We start from the raw sequence: 22,524 nt of genomic DNA, 5'->3' as shown, positions 1-22,524 counted from the left end.
GTCAGGTCCAGTTAGGTTTCGCTTTGGTTCAGTCGGGTTCAGCTAAGACGCTCATGCAGGATATGGTGTTTTATGGTTAGGTGGTTCAGATGATGGATATATTTTTCAAGTACGGGATGGTTGTTGTCGCCCTTGTAGTGATTGTGATGACCCTGGGTTTTGTCAGGAAGGCTGTGAACAGCACATCCGGTATAGGCACTGACCAGCAGTTCCAGGAGTTTGAAGGCAGCCCTGAGCATGTCGCGAATGCGATTGTCACTCTTTGCAGCAGGTGCCTTGAGGAGAGGGACATGAATCGCGATTGTTACATCCTGAAGGTCACCCTGGAGGGCGGGCCCCTGGATGAGGATATCATCAATGAGAGGATTTATCTCATCAATAAGGACATCAATGTTTCAGAGGAGCTCGCAGTCGGCGTGCATGAGCTTAAGTTCAGGAGCGACAGGAATATCTGTCGTGTTGTCAGGATAGATTGAGGTGATGGATGTGGCGATGTCAAGGTCAAGGAAGGCGGATATCTCGATAGGTCTCATGCTGGTCCTTTTTGTCGCAGTGATATCTGTTGCTATGCTTGTCGGCCTGTTTGCTACAAAGCTTCCTGGTTTCTCTAAGTCCCTCTACTGCAAGACTTTCTATCATGTCTATTCAGCGACTTTTGTGCCAAAGGGCCTGAGGGTGGATAAGAGCTATTGCGTCGAGGAGCAGGTCTTGCGTGTCGATCTGATAACAAACTCCACATTTGGCGGAGGCTCAGGCGGAGACTTGAAAAGCCTTGTAAATCTCAGCATAACCGCATATGCTTTTGCCTGTTGGAAAGAGACAGAGTATGGCCGTCTTACAAAGCCTCTGCTGTGTTATGAGCTGACCACTCCTGCAAGCATGCCTGAAGTCACTGTGAAGGAGGAGGATGTGGCGAATATCCTTCTCGAGAACGGCCTTTGTGACATCTTGCCTGATAATGATGTTAACCCAGATTGCGGCACTGAGAACAGGCTGGATTTCCCTTATGATGATATTACTGTCAAGGGCAGGTCGAACATACTTATAGAATATAACGGATCTGTGATCCTGGTCTCCTGATTTTTCTCATAGGGCCAGTTTCACATCCCCTTTCTGCATCTCTCTCTTGCGTATCTCGCGCTTCAGCCAGAGCTCCCACTCCTCATATATCCTTTTGGGATTTATTGTTCCTGTCTCTTCCTTTATGACTTCTGTCAGCACATGCATCTTGTCATTGCATTGTATTGTGAATGGCGCTTCAAGCAGTTCCTGATCCCCGACTTTGTCTGCCATCTTCCACTGCGTCTCTTTGCATTTTGACCTGAGCAGTATGTTGTGCCAGACTGCATCCCAGTCTCCTGCAAAGTCCTTTATGTTTCCTGCGATAGTCTTGAGTATCTCGCTCTCCCCTGTTATCAGGTCGTCAGTGGGCTCTATCTGGTCTGTCTTCGCGTTGTATTTCATTAGGTCCCTGAAAGCATTTTCAGTGAGGGGATCATCTTCCCATAGCTTGCCGACTTCAGTTATCTGTGTGACTCTCCTGTACTTGTGCAGTCCGTCTGCTGTCTTGATAGGTGTCGCGATTATGCAGATGTCTGTCGCCTTGAAGCTTGTCTTCGGCACCCCGATGTCATTGACCACCCTGTCATATATCCCATAGGGTGAATCTCCATGGATCGTCCCTGCTACTGTGTTTGCTGCTGCCCCCACCCTCATGGCTTCATAGAGTGCAATCGCTTCCTTGCTCCTGACCTCTCCGACGATCAGTGCGCTGTCTCCAAGCCTGAGTGTTGCTCTTATGCCGTCTGTTGCTGTGAGTTCTCCTGTTGATTTTGACAATGCTGACGCGACTTTCATGGGCTGTATGTTGAATCCGAGCTTCCTGAGCGATCCTGTCGGAAGCTCGAGCGTGTCCTCTATTGTGATTATCCTGTATCTCCTCATTATCTCTACCAGGAGTGCGCTGAGGAACGATGATTTTCCAGAGCTCCTTGTCCCGCATATGAGCATTGTTCTTGTCCCGTCTATGAGGAAGGATAGCAGTCCTCCTGCGAGCGGTGTGATCATCTTGGTTTTCATGAAGAGGGGCAGTGTCCATGGCCTGTCCCTGTGTCGCCTGAATGAGTATGCGAGCCCTGTGGGGTTCAGGGGAGGCGAGATGACTGCCACCCTTGTGCTGGCCCCTGGCAGCTCGAGTTCTGTGTCAAGGATGGGGTTTGCCTCGTCGAGGGGCCTTCCGGATATCATCCTGAGCTTGGATGCCCATGATTCTGCTTCGCTTGTCGTAGGTATGATGTTTGTCTTGCAGTCGTCGAAGTCTGCGTGCACCAGGAATATGGGTATCTGGCCCATCGGCGAGTTTATTGAGATGTCCTGGATCTTCTCATCAGACAGCAGGACTTCTATCAGGCCGAAGCCGACCGTGTATCTGACGAGGATGTTTCCGAGCTCTTTTATCTCGTCCTGGCTCATCTCCACATTCCTGTAGTTGACGAGCTCTTCGAGGAGGTCCATGCCTACATTCAGGAAGACCTGTCTCATCCTCTGCGGATCCACGAATTCTGATTTCTTCGGCTTATGCTCTGCCATTATCCTCCTTGCCATGTCGAGTATCTCGTATTTCTCTTCTGACAGCTTGAACTCTGGGGGCACCATGTGATAGAGGTATTGTACAGAGTCCGGGAACTTGAAGATTGTGATCTCTGTGTCGAATCCGACTGTGTAGTTGTCTATCTCCTCCCCGTTTGCCGGATAGTTTGCCATGAGCTTTGTGAACATGAAGTCCGGCTTTATTGTCGGCGTGAATATCTTCCTGTACTGGTCCCTGTTGCCTATCACATAGCCTGGGAGGTATGGCTTTGTTATTATGATCATCTTTGTCTTGTCGAGCAGCCCTATCAGCTGGTTTATGAGCGCCAGGTATTTTTTCTCTGAGTCCAGTGCTCTCGGATCCACCAGCTTCTCCATCTTTATCTCTTCCCTTCGGAGGGCTCTTTTCAGCTCGACATATGCTCCGAGTGGGTCGCTTTTCAGCAGATGGAATATTATCCTCTGCATCTCGGTGTACCTTTCATCCAGCTCTCTTGGCGACTCCCCGCCATAGTGCATCGCGTGGTAGCTGAAGAGCTGTTTCTGCTTGACCAGGCTGTTGTATATCTTCGCTATCTCCTGGAGCATCAGGGTCTGGGTGTAGTCATATTCATAGTCCCTTTTCTGTGAGAATACGATCTTTGTGACATCAGAGACTTCTATGAGTCTCTCCATGGTCTTTGCCATGACTATCGGAGAATCTTCTATGCTCGGTGATATGCTGAGGTTTTCACAGTCTATCTTCAGTATGTTGTCTTCTCCTTCTCTTATTATCTCATAGCTGAACTCCTCTTTTTGCTTCTCGAATAGTGCCATTGTTCTCTCTAATGCTCTTTTGTTTAATATTTTTTTGGTATTTGTCCTGTATACAAAGGGTCAGAACCCTGATAATTGGCAGATTCTGCTTCTTGTGGGGATGGCCGGCCAGGTTTTATGGATTTTGTGGCTCATATCTTTTTGGCTCGGCTCCGGATCACAGCCCTCAGGTGCAGTGCGGCCTTTTCACACCCGCTAAGCAGCTCTTGTTATCATTGGTTATCATATCTGGTTATCATATTTTGGTTGTGATATGTTGAGTTTTGAAGATGTCAGGCATATGGTCAGTTCTCGGATCATCGGATATACTACTTGGCTATGGTTACATACATATTCCATATATTTTATAGTGTTTCCCGCCTGTTATGTATGCTTTTTTTAATGATTATATTTATATATGTGACGATAAATATTGATTATCAACAGGATATGGTTTTATTGATAACAAACTTGGTGATACAATGTTAGGTCTTGATAAGAAGCCGCAGGCGCCCCAGCCGCAGCAGGGGGACCAGCCCATGTTTCTTGGGCAGCAGAAGCATGTCGGTGGTGTTGACAAGTTCACCGAGATGGCCAATGAGGTCAATAACCTCAGCAGGCGCCTGAGGGTCATCGAGGAGCGCTATACGAACATGAGGCGCAAGGTGCAGGTTTCTGATCAGAACATGCTTCAGAGCTTCAAGAGGGTCAACACTGAGGTCCAGCTCTCAAATAACACAATAAATGAGATGCATCGGGAGATTGATGATATCAAGGATAAGGTCAGGCTGATCATCAAGGAGCTCAAGATGACTTCCACAAAGGATGAGGTCAACACCTTGCAGAAGTACATAAATTTATGGGAGCCTATTAATTTTGTGACACAGTCAGAGGTTGAGAGGATTGTCAGGCGTATTGTTGATGAGAAGCTGAATAAGTAAGATGGGATTCACTGATATGTTCAAGAAGCAGGGACCTCAGCAGCCGCAGAGGATGCCGCGGCCTAGAGGCCCTCCTGTCACTCAGGTGCTGGCCATGAGGCAGCAGGGCTTGTCCAATAATCAGATCACTCAGAACCTTCAGCGTGATGGCTTTGAGCTTCATGAGATATTTGATGCCATGACACAGGCAGATCTTAAGGGAGGGATGGAGAAGGTCCCTCTGGAAAAGGGTGATAATATGCCGAATATGGGAATGCAGGCGCCTCCGGGGATGCCGCCGCCTAGACAGTTTCCGTTTCAACAGAACCAGCAGGATATGCAGATGCCTCAGGGTCCGCAGGGGCCTATGCAGATGCCCCAGCACATGATGCCACCTTCAGGGATGCCGCCTCCTGACATGGGGATGGAGACTTCCGGGAGCAGGGAGAGGATAGAGGAGATTGCCGAGGCTATTGTAGATGAGAAATGGAATGAGCTGATCAAGAGCGTCGAGAAGATTATCGAGTGGAAGGAGAGGACTGATGCAAGGCTTGCCCAGATGGAGCAGCTCCTCCAGGATCTCAAGGGAAATTTCGACAAGCTTCATACTGCTGTGCTTGAGAAGGTCGGCGAGTATGACAAGAACCTGACTGAGGTAGGCACTGAAATAAAGGCCATGGAGAAGGTTTTCCAGAAGATAATCCCGACCATGACTGAGAACGTCAATGAGCTGGCAAGGATATCCAAGGATCTCAAGACAAAGAGATGATTTTTCTTAGTTTTTTTTTTGTTCTGAAAATTACTTTTTGACTGATATCTGACTTGCTGCTTCTTTGCAATGCCCTTTAATGTAGCTTGAAAATTCAAGAGAGAAGAAATTTCTTATCAGGATTTGCTCTGCGAATCCGGTCAGAAATTCTTGGATTTTCCATCTGGGCACACAAGCAAAGTATGTGGGGCGTAGAACAGATCATTCTGATTGCTTTTCCAAGAAACATATTCTGTTCAGTCTATGATAGGACTTTACTTGCTTACTTGTGACAGCATCCTTATCGCGAATGAGGCTATCAGCAGGATGAGGATCATCCCTAATATCTTTGGATGGAATATTGTCGCGCCGAGGTTCTGGTTGAAGTCGCTTGTTGCTGTGCTTGTCCCGCCGCCTGCCCTCTCTCCTGCTGTCAATGTCCTGTTCCAGTCTGCATTGTCTACAGGATGCCCCTCTTCGTCGAGGAATGGCCCTACATCCTGTCCGATCACTTGGCTCAGCGAGAACATTATTATGATTATTGCCAGTGCAACAATCCAGTAGACTATGTGCTTGTGCTCTGGATTCACCAGTACGCTCATGAAATTGCCTGTGTCTGCTCCAAATACATTGAATGCGAGGAGGATGAACATTATGAAGAGCATCAGCAGGACAAACCATGGTGCAGCTATTTCTATGACTGCGCGTACATTGTCGGAGAGCAGCACCAGGAAACCCACCACAAGCGCGATTATTGCATTCAGGCCTCGGTTCTTTCCGAGAAGCTGTGCCTTTTCCAGGATTGCGAACACTATGGCAAACACTAATAAGAATGTGAAGATGAATGAAAAGTTTGCCAGGAATCCCAGGTCAAGGATTGTAGCCATTTTACTTGAATGCCTTTCCTAGATTGTGGAATGCCTCTTTGAGGCCGCCGAAAGTGGTCCTCTCTTTTGGCTCGTGTGTGATATATGCTATCACGATTCCGAACACCAGCACGATTATTATCACTGATACTGTGTCCGGGTCATCGAGCCATCTGAGCCACCATGGCCAGTGCCATCCCCATCCTGCTGCCTGTCCGAATATGACTATTATTGCTATCAGCGAGAATAGGCCCACCCATGTTGCCAGGCTTGTTCCTGCAATCTCCAGCCTTGCTCCGAAAACTCCAATCATGAGCAGCAGCATGATGATTGCGACTGCAATCAATGACACCTGCGGCAATGCGCTGTTGATGATCTCAGCTACTGACCTGCCAGGTCTCCATCTGAGTATGTGGTCGAATATGACTGTCATTCCCATGATGAGTGCTATCATCATGTTCATGTTCTTTTTCTCAGCTCCAAAGATGTGTGTCTTCTGGAGTACCGCAAAGACTATTGTGAATACAAGCAAGAAAGGCAATAGGATTTCGGTCACCCCTAACCTGTCCAGTGAATAAAAAAAGTCCCACAGATTCATTTTTTCATCCTCCTTTTTTGAATGCGACTCTTGGTTTGTTTGGTATTTTTGGAGTATAGGTGTTATATTTTATAATTATTGTGTTTCTAGCTCTTCTTGGTCTCTGTTTTTCGTGCTTTCGGGTCCTTTGTTATGAACCACATGAAAAATACTATCACGATGACGATTATTATCGATCCTGCAAGGTTTGAGCTCCAGTGGTCCTCCATGTAGTACCAGAACCATTTGAGCCATGGCTCTCCGTCATCTGTCTTTATAGCCCATAGGAATATGAGCACAACTGATATGACTGAGACAGCCATGAATGCTATTCTCCATCCCCCTTCGAGGAATACATCTTCCCCTTCCTTGTAGAATGATCCTATGAGGAGGAGGAATGAGAATATGATTATCAGGATGAGTGCGATGTTTGCCAGTCCTTCATTCAGCACTGCGACCAGTTTGGTCGATGCGACCACAAAGAAGGCGATTGAGAAAGCCACAATGGAATTCAGGTTCTTTTTGGTGTAGGTCACTCCTTCTATTGTCACAGTCCCAAGGATTTTGCTCTTCTCAAGGAATGCGAAGATTATTGTGAATACAAGAAGGAATGGTAGCACCACATCATAGATGCCTATGTCGCCAAAAAAATCTATTATGCCTCTTAATGCACTTTCCTCTGCCATATTAGTATACATAATCAGAATACAATATATAAAGTTTTTGTTTTTTTCTGCTGAAAAACCTAGTTTCGCAAATATCTGAGCAAAATATGGACAATATGCCTCTTTTATCCAATTTTAAGTATTTATTATGCTTATTTTATTCAATTAAAGCATTTTTTAGTCTTTTAGCTCAATAAATTCTATTTATTTTCTTATACTGCCGATTTGCTGAATAAATCACAAAAATTTAAATACAGACCCCCAATATATAAATGGAATTAGGGGTATGTGGTTTTTTGGATCATATTTGTGGTTTTTTGCATCAGATTTTTTGCATGAGGTTTGAACCAGATGCCATTTTTCGATTAGATTTGATAATCCGATTAGATTCGATAAAGTATATAATCAAGGTTAGATAATTCAGATTGGATGATTTTCAATTAAGATAAGATAATGATGGGGGATATGATGATATTCAATAAGGATGAGATAGCCAATATCAAGTCGATTTTTGAGAAGGAGAGCGCTACACGGGAGCTAGTCATCAATGAGTCCAGGAAGGTGCTTAAGGATTCAAAGCAGGCCATCTATCTTGTCCATCAGGGTAAGATGGCTGAAGCAAAGAAGCTGCTTGCTGATGCGAAGAAGGTCATCGACAGGCTCAAGAAGTTCAGTCTGGTAGGCACAGCTTATACTGGTTCCTTTTCTGTTGCTCTGCAGGAGTACATTGAAGCCATGACCTTTCTCGCATTTGCAGAAAAGAAGCCTGTCCCTGCATATTCTTCTGTGAAGTCTTTTGTGAATCTTGATGATTATCTCATGGGCTTGAGTGATCTGACAGGTGAGCTCACAAGGAGGGCAGTCCTCTTGTCCATAAAGAAGAAGTATAAGGAGGTCATGGGGATAAGGGACACGATCGATGACATCCATGGCATCTTCCTCCAGATATCCCCAGGTAACAATGAGTTGAGGAAGAAGTCTGATGCAATAAAATGGAATCTCCAGAAGGTCGAGAATGTCATTTATGACATTGAGTTGAAGAAGTAGTAAGTAGTTTGTTTAGCATCCTAAGGTCAAAATTCTATTGATTGACCTTTCCTGCTCGTCGCGGGGGGAGGCCCCCTACGGGGAAGCAGAGCCTGCAAGGTGACATATAAGAATTTTGAAGATGCTAAACAAAAAAGAAAACGAGTATCATTTGATTTGGGGTGGTTGTTATCAAGAAAGACCAGCATCTGTCAGCATGTGCTGATTTCATTTTTGAATTGGGCAATCTTAAGAATGTGAAGCGTTCTGGGTGGTGGCTTCTCGGGATCCGGGATCCTGAATCTGTCTCAGAGCATTCTCTCCGCACAGCGCAGATAGGTTTCATTCTTGCGAAGCTCGAGCACGCAGACCCTTTCAAGGTCAGCGTGATGTGCATGATACATGATCTTCATGAGACAAGGCTCAATGATCTGCACAAGGTCGGCCAGCGCTACATTGATTTCAGGAAGGCTGAGCTTGACGCATTCAGGGACCAGATGGATCCGCTGCCGGCTAACATCGCGATGGAATGGCTCCATCTTTTTGAGGAGCTCCAAGATCAGTCCTCAAGAGAGGCCGTCATAGCGAAGGATGCTGATCTCCTGGAGGTCATAGCCCAGTCGCGTGAATATGTCGAGCAGGGTTTCAGGGATGCGAGGAATTGGAGCGACAATGCAAAAGGCCTTCTTAAGACCGAATCTGCCAGGAAGCTGGCATCTGCATTGCTGAAAAGGGATCATCGTTGGTGGAAGGATCTTAAGAAGATTGGAAGGCTGTGAGATATAAAATGTTATCAGCAAAATTGAGAAAGGAAATGGACAAGGAAGTGAAAGAGAATGAGCAGCAGTGCAAAGCCCTCCTAAAATCTATAATCAGCAAACAGACAGTCAATCCCCCTGGCAATGAATATCTGGCAGCATCAGTGATAAAGACATTTCTTAAGAATCATAAGATACCTTTCAAGGTGTATGCAAAGGATAAGAAGAGACCTAACATGATCGTTGAGATCGGCAAAGGCAGATCAACGCTCATCGCCTGCCATTTGGATGTTGTTCCTGCAGGCGAAGGCTGGAAGTCTGATCCTTTCAGGCCCATTGAGAAGAAGGGTAAGATTTTTGGAAGGGGCTCCTCAGACAACAAAGGTGCGCTTGCTTCTGCTCTGATAGCCGCATCGATCCTGAAGTCATATGAGCACAGGCTTAAGAAAAAGTTCATTTTCGCTTTTGTTTCTGACGAGGAGAGAGGCAATGCTTATGGCATGGATTTTCTCCTGAAGAAGAACCTGGTCAGGGCTGATTTTGCAATCATCCCTGACATGGATGGTCATCTCGACATGATTGCTATAGGTGAGAAGGGTTATCTTGACATCAAGATAACTTCTATCGGCAGGCAGGCTCATTCATCTGATCCAGGCTCAGGCATCAATGCTCTGCAGAACTTAGCAGATTTTGTCTCTTTGCTCAATAAGCACAGGATGAAGTTCAGGAAAGACAAGCTTTTTACACCACCGACTCTTGTTCCTGCAATGATGAGCGCGGGTTCAGCTCCGAACATTGTGCCGGGAAAGGCTGAGCTCATTCTCAATATCCGGTATCTTCCTTCTCAGGATCCGAAGAGGATCCTCTCTGATCTCAAGGTTTTATCAAAGAGGGTCAGAGGATCAAGGTTCAGGTTTGAGATTGGGCAGCATCTTCCTCCTCATAAGCTCAGGATATCGGGGCCGATCACTGATTTGCAGAAGACAATGAAGAGGATAACCGGCAGGAAGCCGAAGCTGAAGGGCCTTTCAGGTGCGACATTTGCAAAGCCGTTGAATATCAGGGGCATCAAGGCTGTTGCCATAGGGTGTTCTCCGAAGCATGTTGCTCACATGGCTGACGAGTACATTGAAGTCAGTCAGCTGGCAGACATGACGAGATTGGTCTGCTATTATGCTTTTGGATGATATTGGGATGATGGGGGTGTTTTCATGGATATCAAGAAGCTTAATCATGATTCTGTAATGATCTCAGGCAGTGTTGTGATCTATTTTGACCCTTTCAAATTGGATTCTGATGTGCCTGCTGATATTATTTTCATAACTCATGAGCATTTTGACCATTGCAGCCCGGATGACATAAAGAAGCTCAGAAAAGCGACCACAGTGATTGTCGCTCCAGAGGAATGCAGGCCGAAGCTGGAAGGCGATATCAGGTTTGTGAAGCCCGGTGACAAGATAGAAGTGAAAGGGATCAATATTGAGGCGGTCCCTGCTTACAACCTGAACAAGTTCCGTTCTCCCGGTGTGCCTTTCCATCCAAAGAGTGACAATAAGGTCGGCTATGTGGTAACTGTTGATGGGAAGAGATTGTATCACGCCGGCGACACTGATAATATACCTGAGATGTCGAAGCTTGGTGATATAGACATAGCTTTTCTGCCTGTCTCTGGCACTTATGTGATGACTCCTGAAGAGGCTGCTGAAGCATGTAGCATTATCAGGCCCAAGCTTGCTGTGCCAATGCATTATGGCGATATCGTCGGATCTTCCTCTGATGCCGAGCGCTTCAAGTCCCTGGCCACTTGCAAGGTCGAGATTCTGTGAAACAGCTTTGCACTCTTGGCCAATGCTGCTTTTGCACATCCCTGCCTGGTTGTGCAGACAGAAAATTAAAGAGTTAATGGCCGGATTTGCAAAGCAAATCCGGATAAGGAATCTCTTCTCTCTTGAATTTTCCCCAGGTGAAAGAAGCGAGGCAAAGAAACATAAAGCAGTACAAAAAATCCAAATATCAATTTCAACCTCCAAATATTGGATATCACATAAACTATTTAAAAGCAGACTTCCATCCCCAAAAAATGCAGGAACCATTTACAATAAAGAACCCGTCTGGCCAGAAGATAAGGGCCTTTCTCCATAAGCCAGATGACTTCGATAAGGAAAAACAATATCCGCTGATCATCTATGTTCATGGCTTCAAGGGCTTCATGGATCAGGAGCACATCAGGTGGTATGCTGATTTTTTCACAAAGCACAATTTTTGTTACGTGAGGTTTGATTTTACTCATGGGACAGGGAAATCTGATGGGGATATTAGAAACCTGACGGTATCTCATTATATTGAAGACTTGAGATGTATGATTGATTACGTATCATCAATTCCTTATGCTGAGGGTATTACTCTCCTCTGTGCTTCTCTTGGGGGGTTTGTATCTATTCTTTCAGATCTGTCAAAGGTCAAGAATCTTATAACACTAGGCGCTCTGTCAGATTTCTCTGTTACTTTGTATATGAAATGTGATCTTGGGGATTGGAAAGAGAATGGTTTTGCCATGTTCTATTCAAATACTGAGAAGAAGACCTACAGAGTGGATTATGCTTTCTATGATGATGGTATGAAGCATGATATCCTTGGAGCCGCTTCAAGGATCAGGATCCCCTGGCTCATCATCCATGGCTCTGCTGATAGGTCTGTTCCTGTTGACCAGGCTTTTGCTCTGCATGAAGCCTGCCCTGGTTCAAAGCTTCAGATTTTCCCCAATGCTCCTCATACTTTCAAGGATCCTGTCCTGCTTGAAAGGGCAGCAAATTTCATGCTAGATTGGATAAGCGCTTATAAATGATAAACAATTTAAAGAGATTTGTTTTTGGTGGTTTTATGGTGCAGAAAAGGGGTCAGATAACCCATTTCATACTAATTGGGATTATAATTGTGTTTCTTGCCGGAATTTTATTTTTTGTTTATCATGACCAACAGGCAGGATTATTGAAGCACCAGGTCACGGTTGTCCAGAAGTCGCAGTTCTTGGATGATCCTGTTGAGAATTTTGTCCATTCGTGCATAAGGGAGGCTGCAGAGACCTCTGTTCATGTTGTTTCTTTGCAGGGCGGTTATTTCAGTGTCCCTGAGCCTTCAATGGCTGACTATGATCTCAAGATCCCATTCTATGCTGTGGGCATCATGCCTTATCTCCCGGGAGAGGAGAGGGTTGAGTCAGAGCTGGCTGATATGTTTAATAATGAATTCCTTTTCTGCATTAAATCTTTTAAGGATTTCACTGATATGGGTTATAAGTTCTACAGGAAAGGTGATATCAGCACAGTTGTTGATATTGAGGAGGATATGGTCATCTTCAGGATGGATTATCCTGTTGTGATTTACAATCCCACTTCTGAGATCGAGATAAGTGATTTCGAATACACTCTTGATTCTGATATCTGGATACTTTATTATGTTGCGAGCAGGTATGCGATGCATTTTGCTGAGAACGATCAGTCAGTATGCCTCAGCTGCATGACCTTGTTTTCAGAGATGTATGGTGTGCGGACAAGCATGTATGATTCTTATGATAATGTGACCGTATTTGAGGTTTTCCAGAAAGATGATCCGACAGGGATTTTTTCCTTTGCGCTGAGAGAATGAGGAAGATACTGTATTTTTTGGTGTTTGTATTGTTGCTCTCTGTAGCTGTTGCTCAGGAGGGCAATGTGACTCAGGAGGATGAGTTTGAGACCGGCTTGACAAGCACTGACGATGTTGAGGGTTTTATCTCTGAGAATTTTGCCGCGGCTGAGACTTTTTTTTCTGATCCTGAGAAAGCCAGGGCCCATCCTTCTGCTTATAAGGTCTATTTGGATATGAAGCCTGAGGCTGCTGGTGAGAATCCGGATTCGTATGAGGGTGTTGTGGAGGATGATTGTGATATAATAAATGAGAATCCTGATGCATTTGAGAATTATATTGGAGCAGAGACAGGTTCTGATCTGGATATGCAGGGCGAGATTGATTTCTATGAGGACGGCCTGTACACTACATCCGGTACAGGCACGACTTTTTCCAATGATGTGCTGGCTCAGATGGATAATCCTGAAATAAGGTCAGATGGAAGCATCCAGTTCGGTGATAAGGGCCAATACATCGTCAGCGGTGATCTGTCGACAGATGAACCAGGTTCTGTGACTGTTTCGGGTCATGTCTCTAACCCTGATGGCAGGTTTGATATTATCACCAAGGATGAGAGCAGGGCCACGATCCATGAGGGTGGTCCGATTTCTGTCAGTGGTAATAATCATATGATAAGTGTTGATTGTGCAGATGTGGTTTTCAGTTCATCATCAAAGGATATTGAGCTCGATATTTATGTGGATGATGCGCCGGCAAATCCTGTCGGGACATATGTTTCATCTTCAGGCGGCATTTTTTCAGTTGGATCTGAACCCGGTTCTTATCTGACATTCAACGCTCATGATGATTTCCTCGGATTGGATATCACTGAAGACCAGCGCTTTGAAGTGAATGTTGCCAATGGTGATTCTGTTGATATTGTATTGCCTCCTGTTGATGAGAACGGCAGGCAGCCTGTGCCGACTCTGATCCATAATCCTGATGGGGGGAAGGCGAGTCAGACAAATATTGAAACCGGATCCTTATGGTTTTCTATGCGTAATGGTATCATGACACAGGGCTCAGATAATTTATATAAGAATAAATTTTCTGTGCCGATTGAGATAGACTCTCCTTCTTTGGGTGTTCTGGACCAGGACATAATAAGGGAGAATGAGAGATGGATAGATTTCTACACCAGCCGTGGGGACCAGGCAAAGGCAGATGAGATGCAGAGAAGGTTAGATTATTATCTGACAGGCCCTAATGACTATAATGTTTTGGTCGATGCCAATAACAATTATGCAGTCTACGAGTCAGACACTCAGATTGCAGATATTATTTGGTCTGATTTTCACCAGGGGGTTAATGCTGAAGGCCATATTGTGAATCAGAATGGTATACCTATTTCCAAATATTTTGAGGACCCGCTCACCAAGGATGAGCTGGTGGATTATTGGGGGGACAGGGGCATTGAGATAGACTATTCTATAAAGGAGCGTCCTGAGATTGTCAAGATGCTGGATGTCTGGCTGAGAACGAATACTAGGCCCGCGCTTGGAGGGATCAAGGTTTTTGACTCTATGGTTAAGGGTGGATTTGATATGGGGTCACATTATAGCAGGAGCACCGGATTCATAAATCTGAAGGAGGAGGATATCCTCAGCAGCATGAGAGGAAAATATGATTATCCTGTTCTTGACAGGGAGTTCAGTATTCAGGGTGCATTTAGTGTGCTGAACCACGAGTACGGGCATGGTTACATGGACTGGTGGCAGAGTAAAGAGAGCAATTACCCTCAGGATTATAGCATCCCCTTGAGGTTTGCTGATGAGATGATCACCAAATCCCGAGGCCAGTTCAGTCATGATCCGAATTATCAGGCTTTTGCAGAGGATTTTGCCAGTCAGGCATATGCTGCGCTTTCATCTATGGATCAGTCTGATAGGAATGATATTGAACAGCTTTTGCAGACACATCTTGGTGATCCTTCACCATCTGAAAGGCAGATAAGGAACCTTGCGATTAAGGACCCTTTTGCAGCCGAGATTATCTATAGGGCTCTTGACAGGTCTTCTTACAAATATGATCCGGCCAATGAGCAGGCATGGAGCAGTGTCAAGGATAGTTTTGATAGGCTTGATCTTTTTGTTGAAGGCAATGGCATGCCTTCTTTGTATTCATTCAGGAATTATGGCAATCAGAAAATCTATGGTCAGGAAGGGTATGGGTCAAAATACCAGGTTGGCACATATGAGGAGACATTCACGACCTGGTATGAGGAACCGGTGGACATAAGGAGAGACAAGACTTTGGGTGATTATGATATTGATTGGTCGAGGCTGGGGATCACTGACCCGAATGTCATACAGAGATATCAGTATGGCATGATGGCGAGATACAGGGCCATCGCTGATGTGATGCTGAGGATCGGTTTTATAGATCAGGCTGAATATAAGTATATCACAGGACAATGAGAAAGATGACTGAGACAGGATCTTGTAGATTGATTTTCCTATTCATGATTGTTTTTTCCTTGTCTTCTTTCACTGTACAGGCCTTGGATTACAGATATGAACTGAAGCTTTCCAATGATCATGGGGACTTGGGGTTCGGGAGCATTGATGTGCACTATGGTCGTCTGCGTCCTTCTTCCGGGAATTATTCAGTCAGGATTGTCAGCTTTGCAGGCACTCCCCTGTTCTCTCAGAATTTTTCTGTCTCTCATATGATTGTAAGCGAGAGATTTGATGTGGATTTGGGGCGCATGGTTTTTGACAGGGATGTTATGGTGGATGCTGAAGAAGTGGTTCTTTATCTGCCTTACAGCAGCTCTGCAAAGAATATTGAAGTGTTTGACAGCGGGCACAGGAAGGTTCTTGATGTGGATGTTTCATATTTTGCGATGGATCATAAGCTCTCCGGTGCTGATTCAGTGTATAAGGATGGTGCAGGTATGGATGGGGAATATCCCGAACTGTCAAAGAAAGAGAGAGGGAAGGCAGATTCATTGTTTGTTTTCTTTGTTGTCCTTTCTGCGCTCCTCATTTTTTTGATTGTTGTGATGTCAGTGTTGTCAAAATCACAGACTAAGAAGAGATAGGTTCCCTCAGGTACTATGGCATTATGCGGTTTCTCCTATTTAATATATAAACCGCAATATTTAAATAAGCACATCAAGTACACTTAGGCTATGCTAAGGACTCATACTTGTGGCGAGCTGCGTAAGGCAGATGTCGGGAAACAAGTGCAGTTAGCTGGCTGGCTCAACAAGCTCAGGACTTTCGGTTCTCTTACCTTCATTGACATAAGAGATAGATACGGCATAACCCAGGTTGTTGTTGATCCGAAGATTGACATCTCTAAGCTGAAGCCTGAATTTGTCATCCAGGTTAAAGGTAAGGTGGTGGAAAGGAAGGATAAGAACAAGGAGCTTCCGACTGGGGATATTGAGATCACTGCGCAGGAGCTTAATATTCTCAACACCTGTGACACTCTTCCTATGTCGATTTCTGAGGAGATTGCATCAACAGAAGAGACAAGGCTGAAGTATCGTTATCTTGATCTCAGGAAGCCGGCAGTGCAGAATTATTTTGCTGTGCGTCACAAGGCTGCAATGGCTGCAAGAGAATATCTCTCGTCGCAGGATTTCATGGAACTCGAGACCCCTATGCTAGTCAAGTCCACTCCTGAAGGCGCAAGGGATTATGTTGTTCCATCAAGAGTCAATCCTGGAAAGTTCTATGCACTCCCCCAGTCTCCTCAGCTTTACAAGCAGATCCTTATGGTTGCTGGTTTTGATAGGTACTTTCAACTACCAAGATGCTTAAGAGATGAAGACTTGAGGCAGGATCGTCAGCCAGAGCACACTCAGATTGATCTTGAGATGAGCTATGTGAGCGAAGTCCAGGATATCTGGAGGATTGTTGAAGGCTTGTTCAGGCATATTTTCAAGAAGGCCATCGGTTATGATCTCAAGACACCTTTCCCTGTCATCTCCTGGAAAGATTCCATGGATCAGTATGGGATAGACAAGCCGGATATAAGGTATGATATGAGGATATTTGATGTTTCTGATATTGTCAGGGATTGTGGTTTTGGCGTATTCAAGGACACTGTCAATAAAGGCGGTGTCGTGAAAGGGCTGAAGGCAGAAGGCTGTGGTGATTATTCAAGAAAGGATATTGACAGGCTCACTGAACTCACTAAGGTCCATCATGCTAAAGGTCTTGTCACACTTAAGGTGAAAGATGGCAGGCTGGACGGCAGCGCTGCCAAGTTCCTCGATGAAAGGATCCAGAAGGATCTCATCAGGACAGCTGGTGCAAAAGATGGCGACCTCTTGTTGTTCATTGCAGATGAATGGCAGACAGCATGCACTGTCCTAGGTCAGTTGAGGATTCACCTAGGGAAAGAGCTCAAGCTCTTTGATCCCTCGGATTTCAAGTTCTGCTGGATCTCTGATTTCCCCTTGTTTGAATGGAACAAGGATGAGAAGAAATGGGATCCTGCGCATCATATGTTCTGCATGCCGAAGGAAGAGCATATCAAGATGCTTGAGACTGATCCGGGCAAGGTGTTCTGCACCCAGTATGATGTTGCCTTGAATGGCGTCGAGCTGGGATCCGGTTCTATCAGGATAAACAGGCCTGATATCCAGGAGAAGGTGATGAAGGTAATCGGCATGTCAGAAGAGGAGGCTCAGATGAAGTTCGGTTTCCTGCTCAACGCTTTCAGGTATGGTGCCCCCCCTCATGGTGGCATAGGCATAGGCTTTGACAGGGTTGTTGCTTTGATGTGCAGGCTTGAGGATATAAGGGAGGTCATCCTTTTCCCTAAGAACAAGTCTGCGCAGTGTCCTATGGATGATTCCCCTTCTGTTATAGACAGGAAGCAGCTTGATGAATTGAATATTGATGTCCGAAAGAGATGATTGGCTGATTGCATGGTGTTCTCTGGATGATTTTTCAGGTCATGTTCGGTCTGTGCATCTAGTTTGGATTCATCTGCATTTGTCTGTTTTCAATAATCAAAAGTTTTTTAAAACACCCTGTTTAATCGATACGGATGAAGTCTTATACCCTGATGAATGGCAGGATCGCTAAGGTTGATTTCTCTAGGGTGAGTACAGGCAAGATGTCATACACCAGGCTGATCAACCCTTCATTGGAGGATCTTGAGAAGGTCGCTGATCTGACAAAGATACCTATAGATGAACTGAAGGAATCAAAGGAAGAGACTGAGAGGCCTAAGCTGAACATTGGCAGGTATCTGGAGCTGATCTATAGTGCGCCTGTGACTGAAGAGGGGGATGTCGTCACTGTCCCTGTCCATATCTATATAGTGAACAATCTTATAGTGACGATTGAGACCCAGAGGATTTATGTCCTTGACAAGCTGGAGAAGAAGATTGAGCAGCGCAAGGCCAGATTCCTGTTCGGGCGTTCTCCGGGATTTTTCCTTTATTATCTCCTGGACAACATAAATGATCATTATCTGGCCATCGCAGAGAAGATTTCGGACATGCTTGATCTTTTGCAGGAGAAGGGCACTGATTTGGGGAACAAGGATTATGAGAAGCTCTACTCGTCATCCATCACCTCTGCTTTCTTCAATCAGTCTGTATTGGCTAACATTGAGGTGCTGAATGCTTTGAAGAAGAGCGAGTACAGGTCTTTTGAGTCTGATGACAGGCATTATTTCACAGAGCTTTATTTCGATGCTCTGCAGATACTTGATACTGAGAAGATCCAGCGTGAGATGATTACGAATCTGTTCAATCTTCATTCGATCATCACAAGCTCTAAGATAAACAACTTCATGAAGCGCATCACGGTCCTCGCCCTGATAATTTCCATACCTGTTGTGATATCCAGCATGTGGGGCATGAATTTTGCCCATATTCCTTTTTATGATCATCCTTATGGTTTCTGGATAGTTGCCGCTTCTATGTCATTGATCACTGTATCTGTGCTTGTTGTGGCTAAGGTTCTTGACTGGATCTGAGAGGATTATTGTGCGGTCTGCAGCTCAGCCATCATCCCAGGATGACCATTGTCTGTGTCTTGTCGATTCCTTCGATGTTGCGCAGTTTCTTCAGGAGGAAATTGTTTAGGTCCTCTATGCCTTTTGTCCTTATCCTGATTATTATGTCGATTGTCCCTGTCACTATCTTCGCTTCTTCCACTTCCTCAAGCTTGAGGAGTTTCTTGACGATCCCTTCTTGGCTTATCTGCTTGTCCCTTCCGTAATCTGCTGTCACCAGTATGAATGCCTTGAGGATATACCCGAGCTTTGCATCATCTGTCTCTATTGTATATCTTTTGATGATGCCCTCTTTCCTCAGTTTCTTGATCCTGTTGTGCACTGTTGTTATGGGGAGCCCGAGCTTCTTGCCTATCCTGCTCGTTGTGAGGTTCCCATCTTGCTTGAGCAATTCGAGGATCCCGAGGTCTTGCTTGTCCAGTTTCAAGGTAGTGATGGAATATTTTTCCATATTTATATATTTTTCTCATTATTTTTGCAAATATTTCCAAATTTTATGGAATATTTTTATATAGTGGTTCAATCATATTATTGCTTATGGCAGCTCATATATTGCAGTTTCAGGGAAGTGCAGTCTTTCATAGGCTGTTCAGGCTCCTTTCTAATTAGCGATTTTTCTATGATTTTCAGCTTATCAAAAAAAGGGTTTAGGATATATGATACATGATTGTGGGGGGATAATATGTCAACCAGAACTTCAAGCATTAAGATTCCGGAAGGATACACGAACCATCTCTCATTGAGGGAGACAGAGGTTGCGATAAAGCGGATAAAGGATTTTTTCCAGGATGGCCTGGCAAAGGCGCTTAAGCTGCAGAGGGTCTCTGCCCCTTTGTTTGTCTCGACAGGCACTGGCATCAATGATGATCTGAACGGCACAGAGAAGAAGGTCTCTTTCAGGATAAAGGCCCATGATGATTCGCCAGCCGAGATTGTCTTCTCTCTTGCTAAATGGAAGAGGCTGGCCCTTTCAGATTATGGTTTTGGGGAAGGTGAAGGCCTTTATGCGGATATGAATGCGATCCGTCCTGACGAGGATGTGCTTGACAACCTGCACTCTGTTTACGTCGACCAATGGGATTGGGAGAAGATAATAGGCAAGGAAGACAGGTCTCTTGATTATCTCAGGCAGACTGTGAGGAAGATCTATTCTGTCATGAAGGATACAGAGAGGATGATCTGCAGCGCTTATCCGGGCATATCTCCTGTACTGCCTGATGAGATCACGTTTCTTCATACAGAGGATCTTCTGAAGTCTTATCCTGATATCTCTCCTAAGCAGAGGGAGGATCTTGTTGCCGGGGAATATGGCGCTGTCTTCCTGATAGGTATTGGCGGTGAGCTGGAAGATGGTTCGATCCATGATGGCAGGGCTCCTGATTATGATGATTGGACAACTGAGACAGTTGATGGCAAGAGAGGATTGAATGGTGATATCATTGTGTGGCATCCTGTTCTGCAATGTGCTTTTGAGATAAGCTCCATGGGCATCAGGGTTGATAAGGATGCTTTGATGGCTCAGCTGATGATCAGGGATGCGGTCAGCAGGAAGGAGCAGGACTGGCATAAGAGGTTGCTCAGGGATGAGCTTCCGTTGAGCATCGGAGGAGGCATTGGCCAGTCCAGGCTTTGCATGTTTTTCCTCAGGAAGGCGCATATAGGTGAGGTGCAGTCAAGCATCTGGCCTGCTTCAACTCTTGAAGAATGTAGGAAAGCAGGGATATCCCTGCTCTGAGCGCATTGAAGTGCATTATTCAGGAGCATTTTCAAGCACAATATCAAGCACAATATTTTTATATGCTCATGGATTCCGAATTGCAGAATGGCAGATTACATATCTATCAGGGAAGCTATGGATAAGGGCTCTGGTGAAGTGAGTATCAGGGGCTGGGTCTATAGGGAAAGAGGTTCAAATAAGATAAAGTTCGTTGTCTTGAGGGATTCGACTGATATTATACAATGTGTTATAGCAAAGTCTGATGTTGGAGAAGAGAAGTTCATGGTTGCAGATAAGCTTCAGATTGAGGCCTCGATCGAGCTCACCGGCACAATCAAGAAGGAGGAGAGAGCGCCTACCGGTTATGAGATCCTTGTTAAGGATTTTGACCTGGTCGGACCCAGCGATATGTTCCCTGTCAAGGCAGGCCAGGACCGTGAGTTCCTTGATGACAACAGGCATCTTTGGCTGAGGAGCAGGAGGATGTCTGCAATACTCAAGATGAGGAGCACGATATTCGGCGCCATCCACGAGTATTTCAGGGGTGCGGGTTTCTATGAATATCATTCCCCGATTTTCCAGTCTGTGCAGTGCGAAGGCGGTTCCACTTTGTTTGCTGTCGATTATTTCAGGAAGAAAGGTGTCTTTCTTGCTCAGACCTGGCAGCTCTATGCCGAGCCCGCGATTTTTGCGCTTGAGAAGATATATACTGTCTCGCCTTCTTTCAGGGCTGAGAAATCAAAGACAAGTCGTCATCTGACAGAATACTGGCATGCTGAGATGGAGGTTGCATGGGCAGATTTCAAGCAGATCCAGGATTATGGTGAAGCCCTTATCAAACATGTGGTCAAGCGGGTGCTTGAGAAGAATCAGGATGAGCTGAAGATTCTTGAGAGGGATCCGAAGAAGCTTGAGCCTACTGTCTCAAAGCCATTCCCGCGCATGACTTATTCTGATGCAGTCAAGCTCCTAAATGATAATTTCAGGATGGGCATCGGGTGGGGCAAGGACTTGCGTACTATTGAGGAGGACAAGCTGAGTTCTCTGTATGACACCCCGATTCTGGTCACTCATTATCCTAAGATTGTCAAGGCATTCTACATGAAGGAATCTCCTGATAACCCGGACACTGTGCATGGTGTCGACTTCATCGCTCCTGAGGGTTATGGTGAGATCATAGGGGGCAGTGAGAGGGAGTCTGATCTGGCCAAGATTGAGGCAAGGCTCAGGGAGATGGGTGAGGATGTGAGCCAGTATTCTTTCTATCTTGACACTCGCCGTTATGGCTCTGTCCCTCATGGAGGTTTTGGTTTTGGTGTTGAGAGGGTCATCAGCTGGATCTGCGGTCTGGACAGCATCAAGGACGCGATACCCTTCCCAAGGACAATGCTCAGATTCAAGCCCTAAAGCCGTAATCATTATATAATACTCTTCCAACTTTCTGTGTATGTCAGATTTCGACCCTCATCACGATGTCTACCCTGCTGATAAGAGATCAAAGAAGGCCAAGCCATCTCACTCCCCTTACAGGACCGGGGGCAGGAATAGGTCAAGGAAGATAAAATGAAGCTGGCCATAATCGGTCCTACTGATGTGAAGCATTTCTGCGATCTTCTCCAGAGGGATGAGTTCGAGTATCTTGATAAGATTGAGAAGATCGCCAAGTATGTCGCGCAGAATGGGTTCGAGATTGTCATTGTGCCGCATAAGGATTCTGTCTCAGAGTTCTTTGCAAAGATTTATGTTGATGAGAAAGGGAGAAAAGTGCACGGCATCTATCCGTTGAAGGATTCTGAGTTTGGTATCTCAGGCATTAATCAGGACATCTCTGATGAGACCCTGCATCCGCCGAATTGGAGAGAGGTCCCGATATTTCTGGTCAGCAATGCTGATGCCATGCTCTGCTTGGGTCTGGGTCCTGGTTCCATGATTGAGATATGTTATGCCAAATGGTATCCTGTGAAGAAGATACTTGTTCTGCAGGATTTCATAACTGACCGCCTCCCGGCCGAGATAGAGTCCAGGCTTAATATTGAATATATCCATTCAAGGGATCTTCCCAAGATTGCCTTTCTTAAGTCCATTTAAATATTGCCGGAACATTTTTATCCCGGCTCTGTCCGGAATGTAGGTTAGTGGCATCAGGTCAAAGTCCGGATGAGTGATTTTCTGGCTGACAAAGGGGATGCTCTCTGATAAATGCTTGTCAATA

At 45.4% G+C, this 22,524-nt stretch carries 22 protein-coding genes; 17 read left to right on the top strand and 5 right to left on the bottom strand.

From position 1 onward, the window contains the following. Positions 1 to 89 precede the first annotated feature (89 nt). Together JW968_05120 and JW968_05115 are read left to right on the top strand one after the other, a co-directional pair. Positions 90 to 476 (top strand): hypothetical protein, encoded by a 387-nt coding sequence (locus JW968_05120; protein ID MBN1386324.1) that lies wholly within the window; start codon positions 90 to 92, stop codon positions 474 to 476. A gap of 4 nt (positions 477 to 480) precedes the next feature. Beyond that, positions 481 to 1,080 (top strand): hypothetical protein, encoded by a 600-nt coding sequence (locus JW968_05115; protein MBN1386323.1) that lies wholly within the window; start codon positions 481 to 483, stop codon positions 1,078 to 1,080. A gap of 6 nt (positions 1,081 to 1,086) precedes the next feature. On the opposite strand, the gene JW968_05110 is transcribed toward JW968_05115, so the two are convergent. Beyond that, on the bottom strand, positions 1,087 to 3,405 hold the full coding sequence (locus tag JW968_05110; protein ID MBN1386322.1) for a type II/IV secretion system ATPase subunit: 2,319 nt from the start codon (positions 3,403 to 3,405) through the stop codon (positions 1,087 to 1,089). A 461-nt stretch (positions 3,406 to 3,866) separates the two neighbouring features. Between JW968_05110 and JW968_05105 the strand changes: the two genes are divergently transcribed. Both JW968_05105 and JW968_05100 read left to right on the top strand, forming a co-directional pair. Further along, on the top strand, positions 3,867 to 4,325 hold the full coding sequence (locus JW968_05105) for a hypothetical protein (GenBank protein MBN1386321.1): 459 nt from the start codon (positions 3,867 to 3,869) through the stop codon (positions 4,323 to 4,325). Position 4,326: 1 nt separating this feature from the next. Then, positions 4,327 to 5,073: a hypothetical protein gene (locus JW968_05100; protein MBN1386320.1), complete on the top strand. Its 747-nt coding sequence runs from the start codon at positions 4,327 to 4,329 to the stop codon at positions 5,071 to 5,073. A 254-nt stretch (positions 5,074 to 5,327) separates the two neighbouring features. Here the strand turns inward: JW968_05100 and JW968_05095 are convergent, their stop codons facing one another. From JW968_05095 to JW968_05085, 3 genes are all read right to left on the bottom strand, one after another. After that, positions 5,328 to 5,939 carry a hypothetical protein gene (locus tag JW968_05095; GenBank protein ID MBN1386319.1) on the bottom strand — a complete coding sequence of 204 codons (612 nt, stop codon included), beginning with the start codon at positions 5,937 to 5,939 and terminating at the stop codon, positions 5,328 to 5,330. A gap of 1 nt (position 5,940) precedes the next feature. Continuing rightward, positions 5,941 to 6,516 (bottom strand): hypothetical protein, encoded by a 576-nt coding sequence (locus JW968_05090; GenBank protein ID MBN1386318.1) that lies wholly within the window; start codon positions 6,514 to 6,516, stop codon positions 5,941 to 5,943. An 86-nt stretch (positions 6,517 to 6,602) separates the two neighbouring features. Next, entirely contained in the window at positions 6,603 to 7,181 is a 579-nt protein-coding gene (locus JW968_05085) for a hypothetical protein (protein MBN1386317.1), read from the bottom strand. Between the two features lie 444 nt (positions 7,182 to 7,625). On the opposite strand from JW968_05085, the gene JW968_05080 reads away from it, so the two are divergent. From JW968_05080 to JW968_05035, 10 genes are all read left to right on the top strand, one after another. After that, on the top strand, positions 7,626 to 8,207 hold the full coding sequence (locus JW968_05080; GenBank protein MBN1386316.1) for a hypothetical protein: 582 nt from the start codon (positions 7,626 to 7,628) through the stop codon (positions 8,205 to 8,207). 161 nt (positions 8,208 to 8,368) lie between these two features. Next, complete coding sequence (locus JW968_05075) at positions 8,369 to 8,965, top strand: HD domain-containing protein (protein ID MBN1386315.1); 597 nt, start codon at positions 8,369 to 8,371, stop codon at positions 8,963 to 8,965. 35 nt (positions 8,966 to 9,000) lie between these two features. Beyond that, positions 9,001 to 10,131 carry a M20 family metallopeptidase gene (locus tag JW968_05070; protein MBN1386314.1) on the top strand — a complete coding sequence of 377 codons (1,131 nt, stop codon included), beginning with the start codon at positions 9,001 to 9,003 and terminating at the stop codon, positions 10,129 to 10,131. Positions 10,132 to 10,155: 24 nt separating this feature from the next. Beyond that, the gene (locus JW968_05065) at positions 10,156 to 10,770 is read left to right on the top strand and encodes an MBL fold metallo-hydrolase (GenBank protein MBN1386313.1); all 615 of its coding nucleotides are present in this window, start codon (positions 10,156 to 10,158) and stop codon (positions 10,768 to 10,770) included. 254 nt (positions 10,771 to 11,024) lie between these two features. Continuing rightward, positions 11,025 to 11,789 (top strand): hypothetical protein, encoded by a 765-nt coding sequence (locus JW968_05060; GenBank protein MBN1386312.1) that lies wholly within the window; start codon positions 11,025 to 11,027, stop codon positions 11,787 to 11,789. Positions 11,790 to 11,824: 35 nt separating this feature from the next. Beyond that, positions 11,825 to 12,589, top strand: coding sequence for a hypothetical protein (locus tag JW968_05055; GenBank protein ID MBN1386311.1), 765 nt, complete (start codon positions 11,825 to 11,827; stop codon positions 12,587 to 12,589). Then, positions 12,586 to 15,027 (top strand): hypothetical protein, encoded by a 2,442-nt coding sequence (locus tag JW968_05050; protein MBN1386310.1) that lies wholly within the window; start codon positions 12,586 to 12,588, stop codon positions 15,025 to 15,027. The genes JW968_05055 and JW968_05050 overlap by 4 nt, the downstream gene beginning before the upstream one ends. Beyond that, positions 15,024 to 15,653, top strand: coding sequence for a hypothetical protein (locus JW968_05045; protein ID MBN1386309.1), 630 nt, complete (start codon positions 15,024 to 15,026; stop codon positions 15,651 to 15,653). Before JW968_05050 ends, JW968_05045 begins: the two co-directional genes overlap by 4 nt. Before the next feature lie 90 nt (positions 15,654 to 15,743). Then, on the top strand, positions 15,744 to 17,483 hold the full coding sequence (gene aspS, locus JW968_05040) for an aspartate--tRNA ligase (protein MBN1386308.1): 1,740 nt from the start codon (positions 15,744 to 15,746) through the stop codon (positions 17,481 to 17,483). Between the two features lie 134 nt (positions 17,484 to 17,617). Further along, a complete protein-coding gene (locus tag JW968_05035) occupies positions 17,618 to 18,556 on the top strand; it encodes a hypothetical protein (GenBank protein ID MBN1386307.1) in 939 nt (312 codons plus the stop codon). 31 nt (positions 18,557 to 18,587) lie between these two features. Here the strand turns inward: JW968_05035 and JW968_05030 are convergent, their stop codons facing one another. Continuing rightward, on the bottom strand, positions 18,588 to 19,022 hold the full coding sequence (locus JW968_05030; protein ID MBN1386306.1) for an Lrp/AsnC family transcriptional regulator: 435 nt from the start codon (positions 19,020 to 19,022) through the stop codon (positions 18,588 to 18,590). A gap of 255 nt (positions 19,023 to 19,277) precedes the next feature. Between JW968_05030 and JW968_05025 the strand changes: the two genes are divergently transcribed. The 3 genes from JW968_05025 to JW968_05015 all read left to right on the top strand — a co-directional run bounded on the left by JW968_05025 (position 19,278) and on the right by JW968_05015 (position 22,400). Further along, entirely contained in the window at positions 19,278 to 20,330 is a 1,053-nt protein-coding gene (locus JW968_05025; protein ID MBN1386305.1) for an aspartate--ammonia ligase, read from the top strand. A gap of 87 nt (positions 20,331 to 20,417) precedes the next feature. Beyond that, positions 20,418 to 21,719 carry an asparagine--tRNA ligase gene (gene asnS, locus JW968_05020; GenBank protein MBN1386304.1) on the top strand — a complete coding sequence of 434 codons (1,302 nt, stop codon included), beginning with the start codon at positions 20,418 to 20,420 and terminating at the stop codon, positions 21,717 to 21,719. 156 nt (positions 21,720 to 21,875) lie between these two features. Then, complete coding sequence (locus JW968_05015) at positions 21,876 to 22,400, top strand: hypothetical protein (GenBank protein ID MBN1386303.1); 525 nt, start codon at positions 21,876 to 21,878, stop codon at positions 22,398 to 22,400. The last annotated feature ends 124 nt before the right edge of the window (positions 22,401 to 22,524 follow it).

It is taken from the genome of Candidatus Woesearchaeota archaeon (genome assembly GCA_016928155.1).
Taxonomy (GTDB): domain Archaea; phylum Nanobdellota; class Nanobdellia; order Woesearchaeales; family JAFGLG01; genus JAFGLG01.
Note: the sequence above shows the minus strand (reverse complement) of the source record. Positions and strands in the feature narration are given on the sequence as shown.